This is a genomic window from Arthrobacter sp. D3-16, from assembly GCF_054408515.1.
In genome coordinates this window covers 1,661,840-1,678,035 of the sequence record NZ_CP096437.1, presented here as the reverse complement: position 1 = coordinate 1,678,035, position 16,196 = coordinate 1,661,840, and the positions used below count along the sequence as shown (strand labels likewise).

At 66.3% G+C, this 16,196-nt stretch carries 13 protein-coding genes; 6 read left to right on the top strand and 7 right to left on the bottom strand.

Features of this window, described 5'->3' with window-relative positions:
• The first annotated feature begins 149 nt into the window (after positions 1-149).
• From M1D32_RS08020 to M1D32_RS08010, 3 genes are all read left to right on the top strand, one after another.
• Complete coding sequence (locus M1D32_RS08020; protein WP_458781721.1) at positions 150-1,529, top strand: amino acid permease; 1,380 nt, start codon at positions 150-152, stop codon at positions 1,527-1,529.
• A 179-nt stretch (positions 1,530-1,708) separates the two neighbouring features.
• Positions 1,709-2,536: an alpha/beta fold hydrolase gene (locus M1D32_RS08015; protein ID WP_458781720.1), complete on the top strand. Its 828-nt coding sequence runs from the start codon at positions 1,709-1,711 to the stop codon at positions 2,534-2,536.
• Between the two features lie 101 nt (positions 2,537-2,637).
• Positions 2,638-3,285 carry a phosphoribosyltransferase gene (locus M1D32_RS08010; protein WP_458781719.1) on the top strand — a complete coding sequence of 216 codons (648 nt, stop codon included), beginning with the start codon at positions 2,638-2,640 and terminating at the stop codon, positions 3,283-3,285.
• Positions 3,286-3,373: 88 nt separating this feature from the next.
• On the opposite strand, the gene M1D32_RS08005 is transcribed toward M1D32_RS08010, so the two are convergent.
• Entirely contained in the window at positions 3,374-4,705 is a 1,332-nt protein-coding gene (locus M1D32_RS08005; RefSeq protein WP_458781718.1) for an MFS transporter, read from the bottom strand.
• 286 nt (positions 4,706-4,991) lie between these two features.
• Between M1D32_RS08005 and M1D32_RS08000 the strand changes: the two genes are divergently transcribed.
• On the top strand, positions 4,992-5,726 hold the full coding sequence (locus tag M1D32_RS08000) for an IclR family transcriptional regulator (RefSeq protein WP_458781717.1): 735 nt from the start codon (positions 4,992-4,994) through the stop codon (positions 5,724-5,726).
• A 7-nt stretch (positions 5,727-5,733) separates the two neighbouring features.
• Here M1D32_RS08000 and M1D32_RS07995 read toward each other — a convergent pair whose 3' ends face one another.
• From M1D32_RS07995 to M1D32_RS07980, 4 genes are all read right to left on the bottom strand, one after another.
• A complete protein-coding gene (locus M1D32_RS07995) occupies positions 5,734-7,059 on the bottom strand; it encodes an MFS transporter (protein ID WP_458781716.1) in 1,326 nt (441 codons plus the stop codon).
• 89 nt (positions 7,060-7,148) lie between these two features.
• Positions 7,149-10,223, bottom strand: coding sequence for an AAA family ATPase (locus M1D32_RS07990; protein ID WP_458781715.1), 3,075 nt, complete (start codon positions 10,221-10,223; stop codon positions 7,149-7,151).
• The gene (locus tag M1D32_RS07985) at positions 10,220-11,410 is read right to left on the bottom strand and encodes an exonuclease SbcCD subunit D (RefSeq protein WP_458781714.1); all 1,191 of its coding nucleotides are present in this window, start codon (positions 11,408-11,410) and stop codon (positions 10,220-10,222) included. The genes M1D32_RS07990 and M1D32_RS07985 overlap by 4 nt, the downstream gene beginning before the upstream one ends.
• A 56-nt stretch (positions 11,411-11,466) precedes the next feature.
• The gene (locus M1D32_RS07980) at positions 11,467-12,384 is read right to left on the bottom strand and encodes an MIP/aquaporin family protein (RefSeq protein WP_458781713.1); all 918 of its coding nucleotides are present in this window, start codon (positions 12,382-12,384) and stop codon (positions 11,467-11,469) included.
• Positions 12,385-12,544: 160 nt separating this feature from the next.
• On the opposite strand from M1D32_RS07980, the gene M1D32_RS07975 reads away from it, so the two are divergent.
• Positions 12,545-13,633, top strand: a complete 1,089-nt coding sequence (locus M1D32_RS07975; RefSeq protein WP_458781712.1) for an ADP-ribosylglycohydrolase family protein — start codon at positions 12,545-12,547, stop codon at positions 13,631-13,633.
• Here M1D32_RS07975 and M1D32_RS07970 read toward each other — a convergent pair.
• Both M1D32_RS07970 and M1D32_RS07965 read right to left on the bottom strand, forming a co-directional pair.
• Positions 13,614-14,093, bottom strand: coding sequence for a DUF4395 domain-containing protein (locus M1D32_RS07970; protein ID WP_458781711.1), 480 nt, complete (start codon positions 14,091-14,093; stop codon positions 13,614-13,616). The genes M1D32_RS07975 and M1D32_RS07970 overlap by 20 nt on opposite strands.
• 99 nt (positions 14,094-14,192) lie before the next feature.
• On the bottom strand, positions 14,193-15,203 hold the full coding sequence (locus M1D32_RS07965; RefSeq protein ID WP_458782133.1) for a 3'-5' exonuclease: 1,011 nt from the start codon (positions 15,201-15,203) through the stop codon (positions 14,193-14,195).
• A gap of 148 nt (positions 15,204-15,351) precedes the next feature.
• On the opposite strand from M1D32_RS07965, the gene M1D32_RS07960 reads away from it, so the two are divergent.
• Positions 15,352-16,128 carry a DedA family protein gene (locus tag M1D32_RS07960; protein WP_458782132.1) on the top strand — a complete coding sequence of 259 codons (777 nt, stop codon included), beginning with the start codon at positions 15,352-15,354 and terminating at the stop codon, positions 16,126-16,128.
• Positions 16,129-16,196: the final 68 nt, after the last annotated feature.

Genomic DNA, 16,196 nt, shown 5'->3' with positions numbered 1-16,196 from the left:
CGGGCCTGCAGGTGTTTCGGCCGGATTCGTCCTGTATCCGTCGTGCAGCGCTCCTGGCGCCGAATACCGGCTGCAGGACCGGAGACGGTAAATTCAAGTGGTCCCACAAGGAGCTCCCACCCACAACCCCAAGAAGGTCCAGCAGCACAATGACGATGAAGTCCACAGAACTGAGTCCGCAGGGCCACCTGGGCCACAGCATGAAAACCCGCCAGCTCACCATGATGGGCCTGGGCAGCGCCATCGGGGCCGGGCTGTTCCTGGGATCCGGCGCCGGCGTTCAGGCCGCGGGTCCGGCGGTGCTGATCTCCTACCTGGTGGCCGGCACCTTGATCATCCTGGTGATGTGGGCGCTGGGCGAGATGGCTGCCGCCAGCCCGAACAGCGGCGCCTTCTCCGTGTATGCCGAGCGTGCGCTTGGCAAAACAGCCGGTGCCACCATCGGCTGGCTGTGGTGGCTGCAGCTGGTAGTGGTGATCGCCGCCGAGGCGCTGGGAGCCGCGGGGCTTCTCTTTACGATCTGGCCGGTCATTCCCGTCTGGGCGCTGGCGCTTGTTTTTATGGTCGTCTTCACCGCCATCAACCTCACAGGGGTCCGGAACTTTGGTGAGTTCGAATTCTGGTTCGCGATCCTCAAGGTCGCCGCGATTGTCCTGTTCCTGGTGGTGGGCGCCGCCCTGCTGCTGGGCCTGCTGCCCGATGTGGCGTCTCCCGGCCTGGCCAACCTGACGTCGGACTTTGCCCCCGCCGGCCTGGGCGGGATCGCCTCCGCGCTCTTTGTGGTGATCTTCGCCTTTGGCGGCACGGAGATCGTCTCGGTGGCGGCGGCAGAGACGGAGGATCCGGAACACAGCGTAGGCAAAGCCATCAGGACGGTTGTGTGGCGCATCCTGGTTTTCTACATCGGCTCCGTTTTTGTGATCACCGCCGTCCTTCCGGCAACGTCCGACAGCCTGGCATCACCGTTCGCCGGCGTTCTGGACGCCGCCAGGATCCCCGGCGCCGCAACGGCCATCACGCTGGTGGCCGTCGTCGCGCTCCTTTCGGCGTTGAATGCAAACCTCTATGGGGCCTCCCGCATGGTCTATTCCCTCGCCGAGCGGGCCGAAGCACCGCGGTTCCTCACCCGGCTGAGCGGCGCCAGCGTGCCCATGCTGGCCGTTGGGGTGTCAGTGGCATTCGGATTCGTCGCCACGGTCCTGGAACTGCTGTTCCCGGAGCAGATCCTTCCTGCCCTGTTCCAGCTGGTGGGATCCACCTGCCTGGTGGTGTGGGGCAGCGCGCTGGTCTCGCAACTGATCCTGCGCCGCCGGGCAGACCGGGAGGGCACGCCGCTGCCCCTGCGGATGAAGGGCTTCCCGGCCCTGACCATCGTGGGGCTGGTGTTGCTGGGCCTGATTTTCGCAGTGGGCTTCAGCGCCGAAAGCAGCCGCATCCAGCTCTTCAGCACCATTGGACTGATTGCCGGGATCGCGGTGGCCTGCGCCGCGGCCGCCCGGTTCAAAACGGGGACCAACCGGCCGAGCTAGGCCGCGCCCAGTGCGTTCCGGCCTCCGAAAACGGGTCTGGGGGCCACGCGGCCTGGGGGTGCCGGCCAGGAGAATCCGGGGTGGAATTACCCGGACTTCAGGCAGGTAGAGTAGTCCCGAAGGACGAGCTTCCACGCGTCGGGTCCGCCTTGGCGCCGTAGTTGATGAGGACTGGCACCATGAGCGGCAGGCACACCGGCGAACAGCATTCGCACACGGTAGAGGGAACTGATCCCCAGTTGTATGTGGGGGTGCATGATCCTGCCGCGGACGCCGGCCTCCGGCCCATTCTGCTGCTGCACGGCTTCTCGTCCTCCAGCAAGCTCAATTGGGAAGACACCGGCTGGGTGGCCGCGTTGCTCGACGCCGGCCGCCGCGTTATCACTGTGGACTTGCCCGGGCACGGCCGCAGCGGGGCGCCGGAGGACATGGACTCCTACTCCCCCAGCAGGATCCGGGCGGACTTGCTCCAGGTAGCGTTCGACGCCGGGGTGCGCCCCTTGCAGGATGGCGACCCTTCCAGCGGGCTGGACATCGTGGGCTATTCCCTGGGTTCCCGGCTGGCCTGGGAGTTCGGTGCCACCCAACCCGAGATCGTGCACCGGCTGGTGCTGGGCGGCCCGAACGTCGCGGATCCGCTCGCGGCCTTCGACCTCGTCGCGGCGCAGGATTATTTAGCTGACGGAACCCCGATCGCTGACGAATCCAGTGCCCGGCTGCTGAAAATGGCCCTGCTGCTGCCCAGCAACAACATCTTTGCGCTGCTCTCGCTGGTTGAGGCCATCAAGGCCGAACCCTACGACCCGGCCGAAGCCGTGCCCCACGTACCCATGCTCCTGGTGGCCGGCGACAAGGATGAACGCGCCGCCAGCCTGCCGCAGCTCGCCGGGCTGGCCCGCACCGCCGGGGCGATGGTTGAAGAGGTCATGCTGCCGGGCCGGAACCACACCAATGCCGTTACCAGCCGGGCCTTCAAGCAGGCGGCCATCTCCTTCCTCGCCGTCTAAACACTTCCGCCACGTACTCCCGCGCGCCTGCCGGCTATCTCCTGCTGCGCCTTTCCCGGCGGTAGGCTGAAGCGAGGGCTGGAGCGAGCCGGGAGGGAACCATGGTGACGCGCTTTGAAGACCGCACAGAGGCCGGCGAGAGGCTGGCCTCTGTACTCGGGCAGTTCCGTGAGCGGCCCGGCACGGTTGTCCTTGGCCTTGCCCGGGGCGGCATCCCCGTCGCGGCGTCAGCCGCCAAAGCCCTCTACCTCCCGCTGGGAACCGTCCTGGTGCGCAAACTAGGCATCCCTGGACACCAGGAAACGGCGTATGGAGCCCTGGCTTGGGCACGGGGCCGGACGGTCCGCCTGCTCAACAAGCCACTGATGGACCGGGTCCTGGAGCATGGTGTGCGCCAGGAGCTGCTGGACGAGGTGGAGCAGCGGGAACGCGCCGAACTGCTGCGCCGGGTGGACCGCTATCCCGGGACTGACCACCACCTTTCCGGCCAAACTGTCCTGCTGATCGATGACGGCCTGGCCACCGGCGCCACCATGCGCGCCGCTATCGAAGCCGTCCGTGAGGGTGGGGCCAGAGCAGTGGTAGCCGCCGCCCCCGTGGGCTCCATTGAAGCGGCGTCCTCTGTAGAGCGGGTATGCGACGCCGTCCTGTGCCTGCATCTGCCGGGCAAGTTCCGCGCCGTGGGCAGCTTCTACCGGCACTTCGAGCAGCTTACGGACGATGACGCCATCAGCTTCCTGACGCAGTAGCGGTCTTCAAGCAGTTCCAACGCCCCCGGATACGCAGCCGGGCCCGGACCATTGTGGTCCGGGCCCGGCGGTCGTTAGGGAATTGGCCCTAGTGGTGGCTCACGCCCAGCGGCCGGCCCTTGGTCTCCTTGGCCAGCAGCACGCCAATGGCCGAGATGACGCAGAGGACCATGATGTAGATACCGATGGACCCGGCCCACTTGGTGGTCTGCAGCAACGTTTCAGCGATGGTGGCGGCGAAGGCTCCGCCGAGGATGGCGCCGAAAGCGTAACCGATGGAGATGCCGGAGTACCGGACGTTGGCCGGAAACATCTCGGCGTACATCGCGGACATGGGCCCGTAGGACAGGCCGAGACCGATGGTGAGGACGAACAGCGCCAGGCCGTACAGCCAGATGTTCCTGGTGTCGATCAGGGCGAACATGGGAATCATCCACACGAAAATGATCGCGTAGCCGGTGAGGAACGTCTTGACCCGGCCGATGCGGTCTGACAGCCAGCCGCCCGCCAAGGTGAAGATGAGCCAGCCGAACGATGCCAAGGTGGTGGCCAGGAGGACCTGCGGCGTAGGCATCTGCAGGGTCCTCGTGGCATAGGCGATGAAGAAGGCGATCAGCAGGTAACCGGCTGCGTTGTTGCCGATGAAGATCAGTGTGGAGTACAGCACGGGCCTCTTGTGGCTGCGGACCAGTACCCCCAGGGGTGCCTTGCTTTCCTGCTTCCGCGCGGCCATCTCCTGGAAGACCGGGCTTTCTGCGACAGCGCGTCGGATCAGGTAGCCCACCACGATAAGGACGATGGAGAGGAGGAACGGTACCCGCCAGCCCCAGGCCGCAAAATCCTCCCTGGACATGCTGGTGTTCAGGAAGAAGAGGAGTCCGGTGGCCAGGATCATGCCAATGGGGACACCGATCTGGGGGTAGGCACCGAACAGGCCGCGTTTGTTCAGGGGTGCGTGCTCCACAGCCATCAGGGCTGCGCCGCCCCACTCGCCTCCTGCCGAGAAGCCCTGGATGATGCGCAGGGTGATCAGGAGGATGGGCGCCCAGGCACCGATCTGCGCGTAGGTGGGCAGCATGCCGATCAGCGCGGTGGCGGCACCCATCATCACCAGGGTGAAGACGAGCATCGCCTTGCGGCCCAGGCGGTCTCCGAGGTGGCCGGCCACCACTGCGCCGAGCGGACGGAACAGGAAGCTGATGCCGATCAGGGCAAAGGAAAGGATTTGGGCCAGGCCCGGGTTGGACTCGTTCAGCGGTGCTAGGAACAGGGGTGACAGCAGCGTTGCGGTCAGCTGGGCAAAGATGAAGAAGTCATACCACTCGATCGTTGTTCCGACCAAGGTGCCGGCAAGGACTTTGCGCTCCTCCCGCCGGGTGCTCGGACCGGCGAGTGTATCCACCTTCGAGGGTGTGGTCATTGAAACTCCATTGTTTATTCGGCAGGCAGGCTGCCGGGCGCCTTCAGGATTACCGACAGAACGGTCAGTTAGTTAGAAGGGTACTACGAAAGTGTGAGGCAGGACACGGCTTGGCCAAATTTGCGGCAGATGCTTCAACCGCCCGCCTCAGGGTCTATGGTCCGGTGGACTGCTTGAAAGATGAGTTCTATATTTGAACCGTCGTTTCTCATTGCGGAACGAAAGTCTGGGCGGCAAGCAGCATCAAGGCCGCGGTACCGAAGCGAGCGCACCTAGGATGGACAGCATGACTCCCACCGCCGCAGCCCCGGCCGGAGCAGCGCCGGCGCAGGCTTCACCCTCCCAGACACTGTCCCGCGGTATCCGCGCCCTCGAGATCCTGGCAGCTGCGCCCGGGCCGATGAGCATCGCCGAGCTCGCCGATGCCATGGGTGTCCACCGTTCGGTGGCGTACCGGATACTGCGCACCCTCGAGGACCACTCGCTGCTGGTGCGGGACGACGCCGGCCGGGTCCAGCCCGGACCTGGCCTCGCCGTCCTGGCCAGGAGCGTTTCCCGGAACCTCCAGAGTGCCGCGCTTCCCGAACTGACACATCTGGCCAACACGCTGGACATGACGGCTTTTGTGGCGTTGTGGGACCATCACGACTGCATCACGCTGGTCACTGTGGAGCCGCGGCACTCAGGGGCGACGGTGGCCCAGCATCCCGGCACTCGCCACCCCATCAACGCGGGTGCGCCCGGCATCGCCATCCAATCCGCGCTGACGGAAGCTGAATGGGACCGGCTGGAGACCGGCGTCCCCTATCGTCCCGAGGCCGCCGAAGCCCGGCGCGCCGGGTACTCCGCCAGCCATGACGAAGTCATCGCCGGTGTTTCCTCATTGGCCGCGCCCGTGCGGGTGCCGCGCGGGCGCCCGGCAGCACTGGCCGTCGTTTATATCCGGTCCGCGCACGAACCCTCAACGGTGGGCGCGGCGCTGGCCGAGAGCGCGGCGAGAATCGAACGCCAGCTGGCCTGAAGCGCTGTCAGCGCGCGGACCGGCGGCGAAGCACGACGACGGCGGCGGCCCCGAGGAGTGCCAGCGCGGAGGCAGCGCAGGCGGGAACGAGGAAGGCCGCCGCGTAGCCGTGGTCCTGCGCCAGCCCGCCGCCCAGGGACGAGCCGATCGCGGTGCCGGCGACGATGCCGCTGGCCAGGGCGGTCATAACGGTGCCCAGCCGTCCCTCCGGTGCCACCACTCCGCCGACGGCGAAGACGGTAACCATAACCGGGCCCACCGGGACACCCAGGATCAGCAGCACGGCCACCATCGCGCCTAGTGACGACGGCACCAGCAGGAGGACGGCCAGTCCTGCCATCAGCGCCGCGGACACCACCCAGCGCAGGGAAAGGCTGAAACGCTGCGGCCAATAGGCAACCGAGAGGGCGGCAGCGGCGGAACTGAGCCCCATTGCCGCATACAGCAGTCCGGCCAGTTCCGAGGTGGCATAGCTGGCGGAGAAGGAGCTCAACGCCGCCTGCGTTGAGCCGAAGAACGTACCCATGCACACCATGGCGACCACCGGGAGAAGGACGGCCGCCGGTATCCTGGCCCGCTCCCGGCGTCCCGGTCCCCTTGGCGTGCGGCGTGACATCGGCACTGCCCTGTGGGTGCGGTGGGCGGCGAAGGCAGGGACCAGCGTGATGGTCATGGCTGCGGCCAGCGTGAGCGGAAGCCAGGGTGCCAGGAGGCTGGCGAGGATTCCCACAAGCGCAGGTCCCAGCACAAACGTCACTTCGTCGGCTGTGCTTTCGTAAGAGAGTGCCGTGTCCAGGTCCCGCCGGTTGTCCGGTGCATTCCCCTGCGACGTCAGCGCCATCCACCGGACCCGGGCCAATGGGCCCACCTGCGGGCAGCTCGCTCCTGCCAGGAAGGCAGCAGCCAGCACGGCACCAGGAAAGTTCGCAGGTGCCGCCATGGCAGAGGCTGCAAGGATCAATGCCACGACGGTCAAAGTATTAAGGGCTGCAGCCAGCAACAGGACCGGACGTTGGCCCCGCTGGTCCGCCAGGGATCCGAGGAGCGGAGCGCCCAGGGCGGATCCGATGCCCACTGCACCCGCCGCCGTTCCGCCCAAGGCATAGGAACCGCTGTTGGACGTGACCAGGGTGAGGGTGCCTACCGTGAGCATGGCCAGGGGCAGCCGGGCAAGAAGACCCAGGGGAAGGAAGCCGCGGCCGGCAAGGTGTGGAAGCCTGGCGAACCGGCCACCGGAGGAAGGGTGCGGATTGGCGGGAGCCTGCGCGGCAGGAGGGGCAGGCTGCCCCGATGAAAAGGGCTGGCCAGGTGAAAGGGAAGTAGAGGATTTCAATTCCGGGCTCGTTCAGTCATGCGCATCGTCCCTCCTCCCGATGCGCTGAACCCGGTAACCATCCAAGTATATCCGGCCTTTTCGCTCCCTCAGACCCGGACCTCCAGGGCTTCAGCTATCCGCAGGGTGGACCCGTTCCTGGTCTTCACCACCTGCAGCTGGGTTCCAATCCGTTGCTTCATCTCCCCGACGTGGCTGACAAGTCCCACTACCCTCCCGCCGTCCCGCAGGCCTTCGAGGGCATCCATCACCTGTTCCAGGGACTGCTCGTCAAGGCTGCCGAAGCCTTCGTCAACAAAAAGTGTTTCGATCTCGACGCCGCCCGACTCCTGCTGGACAACATCCGCCAATCCGAGTGCCAGGGAAAGCGACGCCATAAAGGATTCACCCCCGGACAGCGTGGACGTGTCGCGGCGGTGCCCGGTCCATTGATCCACCACTTCAAGGCCCAGCCCTGATTTTGCGCCGCGCGCCGCCTTCGCGTCGGTGTGCTGCAAAAGGTACCGGCCGTCGCTCATCGCCACCAGGCGCTCAGAGGCAGCCAGAGCCACCTGCTCCAGCCGCGCTGCCAGTACGTAGCTGTTCAGGCTCATCCGGTATGTGTTGTCTCCCCTGCCCGCCGCCGCGTCCGCCAGGCCGGACAGCATGCGGGCACGCTCTGCAGGCCCACGGGCGGACCCGGCCAACTCCTCATAACCGGCACGGATGGAGGTCAGCGACTCAAGGCAGCGCCTGGCCAGGCCTGCCGCCAGATCCGCATCACGTGCGGCCTTCGCTGCAGCGGCAGCTTCGTCCTGCAGGGCGGCGAGCTGCTGTTCATCCGGCGCAAGTCCGGCAGCCGCCTCCGCCAGGGCAAGCACAATGTCCTCCGATGCGAACAGCTCCGCCACCCGGGCGGCTTCATCCTGGGCTGACCGCATCGCGGCTTCAAGGGCCGCAGCGTCATCGGCGGCCAGCAAGTGTTTCCGGGCCTCTTCAGCGGTCGCGAACCCGGATTCCGGCAACGCCTGCTCCAGCTGCTCCAGCGCCTCCGCGGCCTGGGCCTTGGCAGAGCCGAGCTCGGCCTGGGTGTCAACGGCTTTGCCCAGCATCGCTGCAGCGTTTTCCAGGGCACGCAGCCGATGGGCCAAACTGCGGTGGCCTGCCCTCAGCCCTGCCAATGCCTGGTTTAGCGAGGACGATTGTTCGGCCACGTCCGCAATGGAGGACTCGACCTGGGCCAGCTCGGCCTCTCCTCGGGAGCGGGACGCCTGTGCTGCTGCAAGGCCTGCTTCAAGTGTTTCAAGCCGCGACCGTGCCGCCGCAAGTTCCTTAACTGCCTTTTCAGCGTCGGCCGCGGCGCGGCGCGCTTCCCGGGCCGCAGCGAGGGCCTCTTCCTTGGCTGTTTGTCCACCTTGGCCGGCGAGGACGGCTACCAGCTGGTTAGCTTCTGCCAGCTTGTGGCCGGCCGCTGCAAATTCTGCTTCGGCGGCTTCATGGAGCGTGTGGGCTGTTTCCTCCTCCTGGGCAAGTCCCGGGCCACCGCCGTCCGTCGCAGCCGGCAAGGGGTGGTCGGGGCTTCCGCACACCGGGCACTGTTCTCCCTCGACCAGCTTGGCAGCGAGCTCGGCGGCGGCATTAACCAGCCGCTGCTCCCTGACATCAAGCCAGCGCTGTTTGGCCTCCAGCTGGTTCTCCCGGGCGGCGGCGTGTTCCAGCTTTGCTGCGTCGCGGACGGCAACGGCCGCAGCGAAGCGCTGGACCACGTCCAGCAACTCGTCGGCCGCCGTTGCTTCCTTCGTGCGCAGGGCTGCCACTCCCGCACGCACCTCCAACGGCCCCAGGCCGTCCGTGAGGCGGGACCGTTCCTCGGCAAGGCCCTCCATTCGTCTGGCCAGTACCGCGCCAGTCTCGGCCAGCTCCTGCTGTTTGGATACCAGCTGCTGGTGTTTTGAGCGGAGCGCCTTGAACCGGTCCTCGTCCGGGAGCCTTGCTTCGACCACCGCCAGCAGGGAACGGATCCGGTTCAATTCGTCGACTGCGCCGGGAACGGCCGCGGGGCCGGACAGTGCCAGGGCGTCCTCTGCCGGGAAGGCGAGGTCCAACTGGGCAAGTTCAGGGTCTTCATCAGCGGCCAGTCGAAGCAAGGTAAAAGCCGATTCCATGGCGTCGGCTGCACCCCGGACCTTGACTGTCCCCGCGTCCACGCTGCGCAGTTGTCCGGCGAGGACCTCTGCCTGGCGGTGCCGGCCAAGCCGCAATCTAAGGCTCTCCAGCTGCGGCACGGCGTCCTGCACGGCTGTCTGCCGCGCCGTCGCTTCCTCCAGCCTGCGGTGCCGTTCCCTGCGTGCGGTCTCGGCGGCGACACTCCTGGCACGTTCGCGGCTTGCCGACTCCGCGCTTTTTGCCTGGTCAACCAGTTTCCCCAACCGTTGCCCGGCAGCATCCTTCAGCCACTCAAGCCGGGCAGCAGGGCTGTTCGCGGCCTGGCCAGCGGCCTCGTCAAGCTGCAATATTGCCGCTTCCGACTCGGCCCGGGCCGCCAGAAGCTCAAGCTGGCCGGCAAGGACAGACACTTCCTCCCTAGCTGCCTGCGCCTGGCGGGACAGCTCCTGTTCGACCGCTTCGAACCGCTCCGTGCCAAAAAGCTTCTGCAAAAGCTCAAGCCGGTCAGTGGCCTTCGACCGCAGGAATGCAGCAAAGTCACCCTGGGGCAGCATCACCACCCGGGTAAATTGCTCACGGTCCATTCCCAGCAGGGCGAGTATCTCCGCCCCTGCCTCGTCATTGCGGGCCGACTTCTCGATCCACATCCCGTTCATGCGTTCCCGCAGGAGGGTTTTGGCCTGCTGGGTGGTAAACCCATTCCTGCCCCTGGCGCTGGGCTTTTCCCAGGCAGGGGAACGCGTCACCTCGAAGCGGCGGCCCTGCGCGGAAAATTCGCAGCTGACGGCGGGTTCCTGGCCCGGCTCGGCATGGTCGCTGCGCAGCCGCTTGCCGTCCTGGCGTGCTCCGGGAACCGAGCCGTACAGGGCGAAGCAGATGGCGTCCAGCACACTCGTTTTTCCCGCACCGGTGGGGCCGTTGAGCAGGAAAAGTCCGTGCGCGCTGAGCCTGTCGAAATCCACCTCCTCGGTGCCGGCAAAGGGACCGAACCCGGAAATTCGGAGCCTGTGGATCCTCATCGCGAAACCTCCTGAAGGCGGATGTTCTCCAGGGCATCGGCGAGCGCGGCCTTCTCGGCGTCGTCCGGGTTCCGGCCGCGCACGTGCTCCAGGAAGCCGCAGCATACGGCAAGGTCATCGGGCGCTTCGGCGAGCCTGCTGCTGTACGTTGAGGCTGCGGCGCCAGGTCCGCCCTCCGGATCGAACCCCAGCACGAGGGTGTCGGGGAAACGTGAACGAAGACGGTCCATGGCCCGGGCAGGACGCTGGGCGTCAGTCAGTGTCACCTGGCAGTAGGCGGTTTCGGCCCATGAGTGTTCAGGCGATTCGAGCAGATCAGCCAGGGGACCACGCAGCACGGCCAGGGTTCGCGGGGCATCCCACAGGACTTCCTCCACACCGGCCACGCCGTCGGCATCAATATCTATGAGCCATGAACCTTTTTGGTGGGAGGCTTCGGAGAATGAGTAGGCGAGCGGGGATCCGGAGTACCTGACCTGCGGCGACAGGGACTGGCGCCCGTGCAGGTGGCCCAGCGCCGTGTAGCTGAAGCCGTCAAAGAGGTCCAGCGGGACGGCACCCACGCCGCCGATGCTGAGGTCGCGCTCGCTGTCCGAGCTGATGCCTCCGCTGGCAAAGGTATGGGCGAGCACTACCGAGTGCACCGTTTGCGACGCTGAACGGCGCTCGATGTCCTGGCGGATGAGTTCTGTTGCCGCGCGGGTTACCTCGAAGTGGCTGGCGGCCTGGGCGCCCAGCTGTTCAGCCACGAGCCGTGGTTCGAGCCAAGGTATGCCGTAGATGGCCACGACCGGTTCACGTGCGGATCCTTCTCCCGCAGGCGCAGTACCCACTGGCACGAGCAAGGGCCGGTCAAGGTTCTCCAGCCTGGTCCGCAGATGCACTCCGCCGCGCTCCAGCAAACGCGAGGCGAAGCCCAGGCGGATGGCGGAGTCGTGGTTACCGCTGGTAAGCACCACTTGGGCTCCCGCCGACGTAAGCCGGACCAGGGCGTCATCGAGCAGGTGCACCACATCCACACCGGGCAGGGCGCGGTCGTAGACGTCCCCGGCGATCAGCACAATGTCCACTGCATGCCTGCCGACGGCGTCCACGAGCTGGTCGACAAAGGCCCGTTGCGTCTCGAGCATGCCGACGCCGTGGAAGGACCGGCCCAAATGCCAGTCCGATGTGTGAAGTAGCCTCATGTTTCTAAGCTATCGGCTGCCACTGACACTTCCGGCAACCCCTGCCGGTGCCGGGATCAGCCACGCTTGCCCTTGAAGAACTCCTGGGCTTCGCTGGCCTCACCGGCTGCATCTTCTTCTCCGCTCCGCGCAACTTCTCCAGTACTTGCAACTTCTCCAGTACTTGCAACTTTTCCGGCCACTGTCTCCACTGCGGACTCCCCGGACCCGCCGGGAGTGGAGCCGTTGCCGAAACTCTTGAACACCAGCCCGGCCACGGCAGCGCCCACCAGCGGAGCGGCCACGAACACCCAGACCTGTCCAAGCGCCCACCCCGAACTGAAGACGCCAGAGGCAACGGCCCGGGCGGGATTGAAGGGCAGGTTGCCAACGGACTGGCCCAGCTGCAGGAGAACGGCAAAAGACAGGCCCACGGCGACTGCGGCGGCGGAGCGGCTGGTGGTGTTCCTGTCGGCCGTACCCAGGAAAACGGCCACAATGATTGCGGCTCCCATCATTTCCAGGAGGAGCACTGCCGCCAGCGGCGCCTGGATGATGGAGTGATCGCCAAAGCCGGCCGCTACGGTGTCGAACGCTGTCCGGCTGTCCGCTATCCCCGGCAGCGTGCGCAGGATGCCGTAGAGGGCCAGGGCCGCCACCATACCGCCGGCCACCTGCGCCCCGGCATAGGCGGCGGCTGTGCCGGCACGGATCCGGCCGGCGAGGAGATGGCCTGCAGTGACAGCAGGGTTAAAATGGCCGCCCGAAACGTGTCCGAAGGCGAGCATGGCGGCGGTAACCGCAAGGCCAGCGGCAAGGGCGGCAGGCAAAGGACTGGATTGGGGAATGCTGAACAGCGGCACACCGAGGCCTGCCAGGGTCAGGAAAAGGCTGCCGAAGGCCTCCGCCGTCAACCGTGGCAGGAGCCCGGGCCGGGCTGCTCCAGAGCCGGACGGTTGCGGTGCATTGTGACGGTCCGGGACGGGCGTGCTCATGGTGGCAACCTTCAGGTAGGCGGACGGGGGGTGCTTTCAGGCAACCCGGGCATTATTCCAGCGCAGGCTGTGCGTTCGCTGGAATGGAGTTTTAGGAGCGGTGGGAAGCTCTCGCGGGCATGCGTCAAAGGGCCCCGGTACACCACGGTAAATTTACTGCATGAGCATCGACCCGGGCACTTCCACGCCCTCCCTCAAGTCCCGCATCCACGGCTGCCTCCTGGGCGGCGCACTTGGCGACTCCCTGGGCTACGCGGTGGAGTTCGACTCCATCGACCAGATCCGCGCCCGCTTCGGTGCATCCGGTGTGACCGGGTTCGAGGCCCTGGCAGGAACGAACCATTTCTCCGACGACACACAAATGACGCTCTACACGGTGGACGGCCTCGTGGAGGCACTGGAATGGGCGAACTCGGGGGTGGGCGCCGACGTCAACGCCTGCCTGTGGCTCGCGTACCTGCGCTGGCTCGCAACGCAGGGAGAAGCGGCCCCGGCATCGGCCCCGGTGCCCCAGCCGCGCTGGATTGATGGGCAACCGGTCCTGCTTCAGCGGCGGCATCCCGGCAAAGCCTGCATCTCCGGCCTGGCCACGGGCGAAATGGGCACCTCGGTCCGGCCGGTGAACCCTGCGTCGAAGGGCTGCGGGACAGTGATGCGGTCCGCTCCGTTCGGGCTGATCCCGCATATAACGCCCGACGCCGTTTACAAGCTGAGTTCCGACGCCGCCTCCCTGACGCACGGCCACCCGTCAGCGCGCCAGAGCGCAGGAACCTTCAGCTTCCTGATCCATCGGCTCGTGGCCGGTGACGGCTTGCGTGAAGCGGCCGCCGAAGCCCTCGCCCACGCCACCGGCTTCGAAGGGGTGGCCCCCGAACTGCCCGAGCGGCTGGAGGGCGCACTCCGGCTGGCCGGCAAGGGCGTCGTGACGCCGGAGGAACTCGTCCAGGCACTTGGCGAGGGATGGGTGGCTGAGGAAGCACTCGCCGTCGCACTTTACGCTGCCCTGGCCACCCTTCCCGACGCCGGCGCCCCCGCTGCGGACCCGGTGCAGCACTTCCGCAATGCGGTGGCCCTGGCCGTAAACCACAGCGGTGACAGTGATTCCACCGGCTCCCTGGCCGGGAACATCCTGGGCGCCTTCTACGGCGAGGCTTGCCTGCCCGTCGAATGGCTTGGTGCCTTGGAGGCGCCGGAGGTCATCCGGGGCATGGCCGACCAGCTCGTGGCGGTTACGTCTGCCGAAGGCTGATGTTGTTGCAGGCCTCGCAGACTTCTCCCGGTATCAGGCCGCGGCGCTGCAGGAAGCCGAAGACTACACAACCAAGGCAAAAGCCGGCGAAGGCTTCAAGCGACGCCGCCACGATGAGGATGCCCAGCACCGTCCAGGCGGCGGGAACCGCACCGGCAATGAACAGGACGAGGGCCACGGTGGAGACCACGGCTCCCATGCCTTGGGCAAAGCGTTTGGGCGGCCCCGGAACCAGCCGGACCCGGCCCAGCCGGGGCGCAATGACTTTGACGGAGAGCAGTGCCAGCGGCGAGACCCGGGGGCCGAAGAGCAGCCGCAGCCAAAATCCGACCGCGATGGCCAGCAGCCCCCATCCTGACCCCGTGGCTGCCGTAACCAGAGCCAGCAGCACCACAAGGCCTGCCGTCACGCGGGCGGCATACTCGTTGACGGGGTTGGGGAAGGCAAACAGCGGGCGCATGAGCCAAGGCTAGGGGCAGGCGACGCCGGGAGTCAGCTTTGTTGCGCCGCGTGAATCTGGACGGCGCTATGCCTAAGGCGCTGTCAACTGCTCTGCGCCTCAGGCACCGACGGCGGCGGCGAAGCTGCCCACCATCTGCAGGAATTCCCCTTCGGACAGGACCTCGATGGCCTGGCCGCGCTCGTGGAGCTCAAGGACGCGCCGGGCTTTGCCCGTGAGCCTTCCGGAGCGGAGGTCCGAGGCAACGAAGCCGTCCCCCACCACCAGCACGGTGGTGCGTCCGGTGACCCTGCTCTCGGGCCGGGCACCGAGCTCCGCCGACCTCAGCTTCGCTTCCGGCCGGGCCATGGACAACTGTCCCGTAAAAACAACCGTCTGGCCGTAGAGCGGGTGGCCGGGGTGGGCATCCGGGTTGGGCTCCGGGTTGGCTCCCTCCTCCGGCCAGCCTGACTGGAACTGCCTGACCAGCGCGGCCCCGCTGCCGGCCGCACTCGAGACCGCGGCCAGGCTCGGCTTCGACAACCCGTCCAGTGCCGGGTCGAAGGCCTCCTGGCGCGGCATCACGAGCCCCAGGGAAAGGTAGAGCTCTGTGACGCTGTTGGCTCCGTTGCGGCGGGCGATGTCGATGAGGATACCCGCGCAGGCACGCGCATCTTCGGCGGCGTCGTGGTGCTTGACCAGGGGCACGCCGGCTTCCTCCGCTGCAAACGGCAGGGAGTTTGAGACCAGCGAGTAGCACCGGCGGGACAGCATCACTGTACAGACGTAGTCGTAGGCCGGGCCCGCCAGCCCCGAGACCTCCAGTCCGGAGCGGATGACGCCCAGGTCAAAGGAGGCATTGTGGGCGGCAAGGATGTCATCACCGATGAACGCCCCGATCTCTGGGAAGAGCTCCCCGAAGCGCGGCCTCCCGGCGACGTCGCGTGCGCTGATGCCGTGGATACGGACATTGTGGTAATCAAAATGGTCGTGGTTGGCCGGCGGCCGCATTAGCCACGAAGCTTCCTCGACGATCCGTCCGCCCCTGACTTTCGTCAGACCTACGGCACAGGGCGAGCCCCGGAATCCGTTCGCAGTCTCGAAGTCGATCGCCGTAAAGTCCAAACCCACGGGGCTAACCATACCTCCGGGGACGATCCTTCCTGTGTCAGCCGTGCCGTCCTGTCACGGATATCACCAGGCCGGCCCGTGGGGGAAACCCCTCTGCGGCTGGGGGCTGAAGTGCGTCAAGTACCCTTGAGTGGTGAACTTTCCTGTGATGAACGACTTCGCTGTGTCCATGCTGGGTGGTGCGGGACCGGTGCAGCCACAGCTGGCATCCTTCCTGCCCGACTGGCTGAACCCCCAGGTCTTCCTGGCCGATCCTGCCCTGGCGCCCTGGGTGGTCCTGCTGGTGTGCGGCATCGTCTTCGCGGAAACCGGCCTGCTGGTGGGCTTCTTCCTGCCGGGAGATTCCATGCTTTTCACCGCAGGCCTGCTGGTTGCGACTGACACCATCAAGTTCAACGTGTGGCTTTTTGCGCTGCTGATCATGGTGTCGGCCATTATCGGCAACCAGACCGGTTACCTGATTGGTTCCAAAGCCGGCCCGGCCATCTTCAACAAGCCCAATTCGCGCCTCTTCAAGCGGGAGAACGTTGAGAACGCACACGCCTTTTTCGAAAAGCATGGCGGCAAGGCGCTGATCCTGGCCCGCTTCGTCCCGATCATCAGGACCTTCGTTCCGGTCATCGTCGGCGTCGCCCAGATGAACAAAAAGAAGTTCTTCGTCTTCAATGTGATCGGCGCTGTCCTCTGGGGCGGCGGCGTGACGCTCCTGGGTTATCTGCTGGGTGACCGCATCCCCTGGGTCCGCGACAACCTGGACATCATCTTCATTGCCATCGTCCTGGTCTCGGTCCTGCCTATCGGCGTCGAGGTCCTTCGCGGCCTGTCCGCAAAGCGCCAGGCGAAGGCTTATGGCACCGACCCGGTGGACGAGTTCATCGAGGAACACGCCCCCGAGAACGAGCAGAAAACACCGCGCCTCCCGTAGTGAGGGAATGAACAAAGGTGTGCTCCCCCGGTTCAGCGGGGAGCACACCTTTTTTATTCAGGGACTAT

What these genes read in the sequence shown, in the direction of transcription:
- M1D32_RS08000 (WP_458781717.1), top strand. Translation starts at nt 4,992, where the DNA reads ATGACTCCCACCGCCGCAGCCCCGGCCGGAGCAGCGCCGGCGCAGGCT.
- M1D32_RS08005 (WP_458781718.1), bottom strand. Translation starts at nt 4,705, where the DNA reads ATGACCACACCCTCGAAGGTGGATACACTCGCCGGTCCGAGCACCCGG.
- M1D32_RS07975 (WP_458781712.1), top strand. Translation starts at nt 12,545, where the DNA reads ATGAGCATCGACCCGGGCACTTCCACGCCCTCCCTCAAGTCCCGCATC.
- M1D32_RS07985 (WP_458781714.1), bottom strand. Translation starts at nt 11,410, where the DNA reads ATGAGGCTACTTCACACATCGGACTGGCATTTGGGCCGGTCCTTCCAC.
- M1D32_RS08015 (WP_458781720.1), top strand. Translation starts at nt 1,709, where the DNA reads ATGAGCGGCAGGCACACCGGCGAACAGCATTCGCACACGGTAGAGGGA.
- M1D32_RS07980 (WP_458781713.1), bottom strand. Translation starts at nt 12,384, where the DNA reads ATGAGCACGCCCGTCCCGGACCGTCACAATGCACCGCAACCGTCCGGC.
- M1D32_RS07970 (WP_458781711.1), bottom strand. Translation starts at nt 14,093, where the DNA reads ATGCGCCCGCTGTTTGCCTTCCCCAACCCCGTCAACGAGTATGCCGCC.
- M1D32_RS08020 (WP_458781721.1), top strand. Translation starts at nt 150, where the DNA reads ATGACGATGAAGTCCACAGAACTGAGTCCGCAGGGCCACCTGGGCCAC.
- M1D32_RS08010 (WP_458781719.1), top strand. Translation starts at nt 2,638, where the DNA reads ATGGTGACGCGCTTTGAAGACCGCACAGAGGCCGGCGAGAGGCTGGCC.
- M1D32_RS07960 (WP_458782132.1), top strand. Translation starts at nt 15,352, where the DNA reads ATGAACGACTTCGCTGTGTCCATGCTGGGTGGTGCGGGACCGGTGCAG.
- M1D32_RS07990 (WP_458781715.1), bottom strand. Translation starts at nt 10,223, where the DNA reads ATGAGGATCCACAGGCTCCGAATTTCCGGGTTCGGTCCCTTTGCCGGC.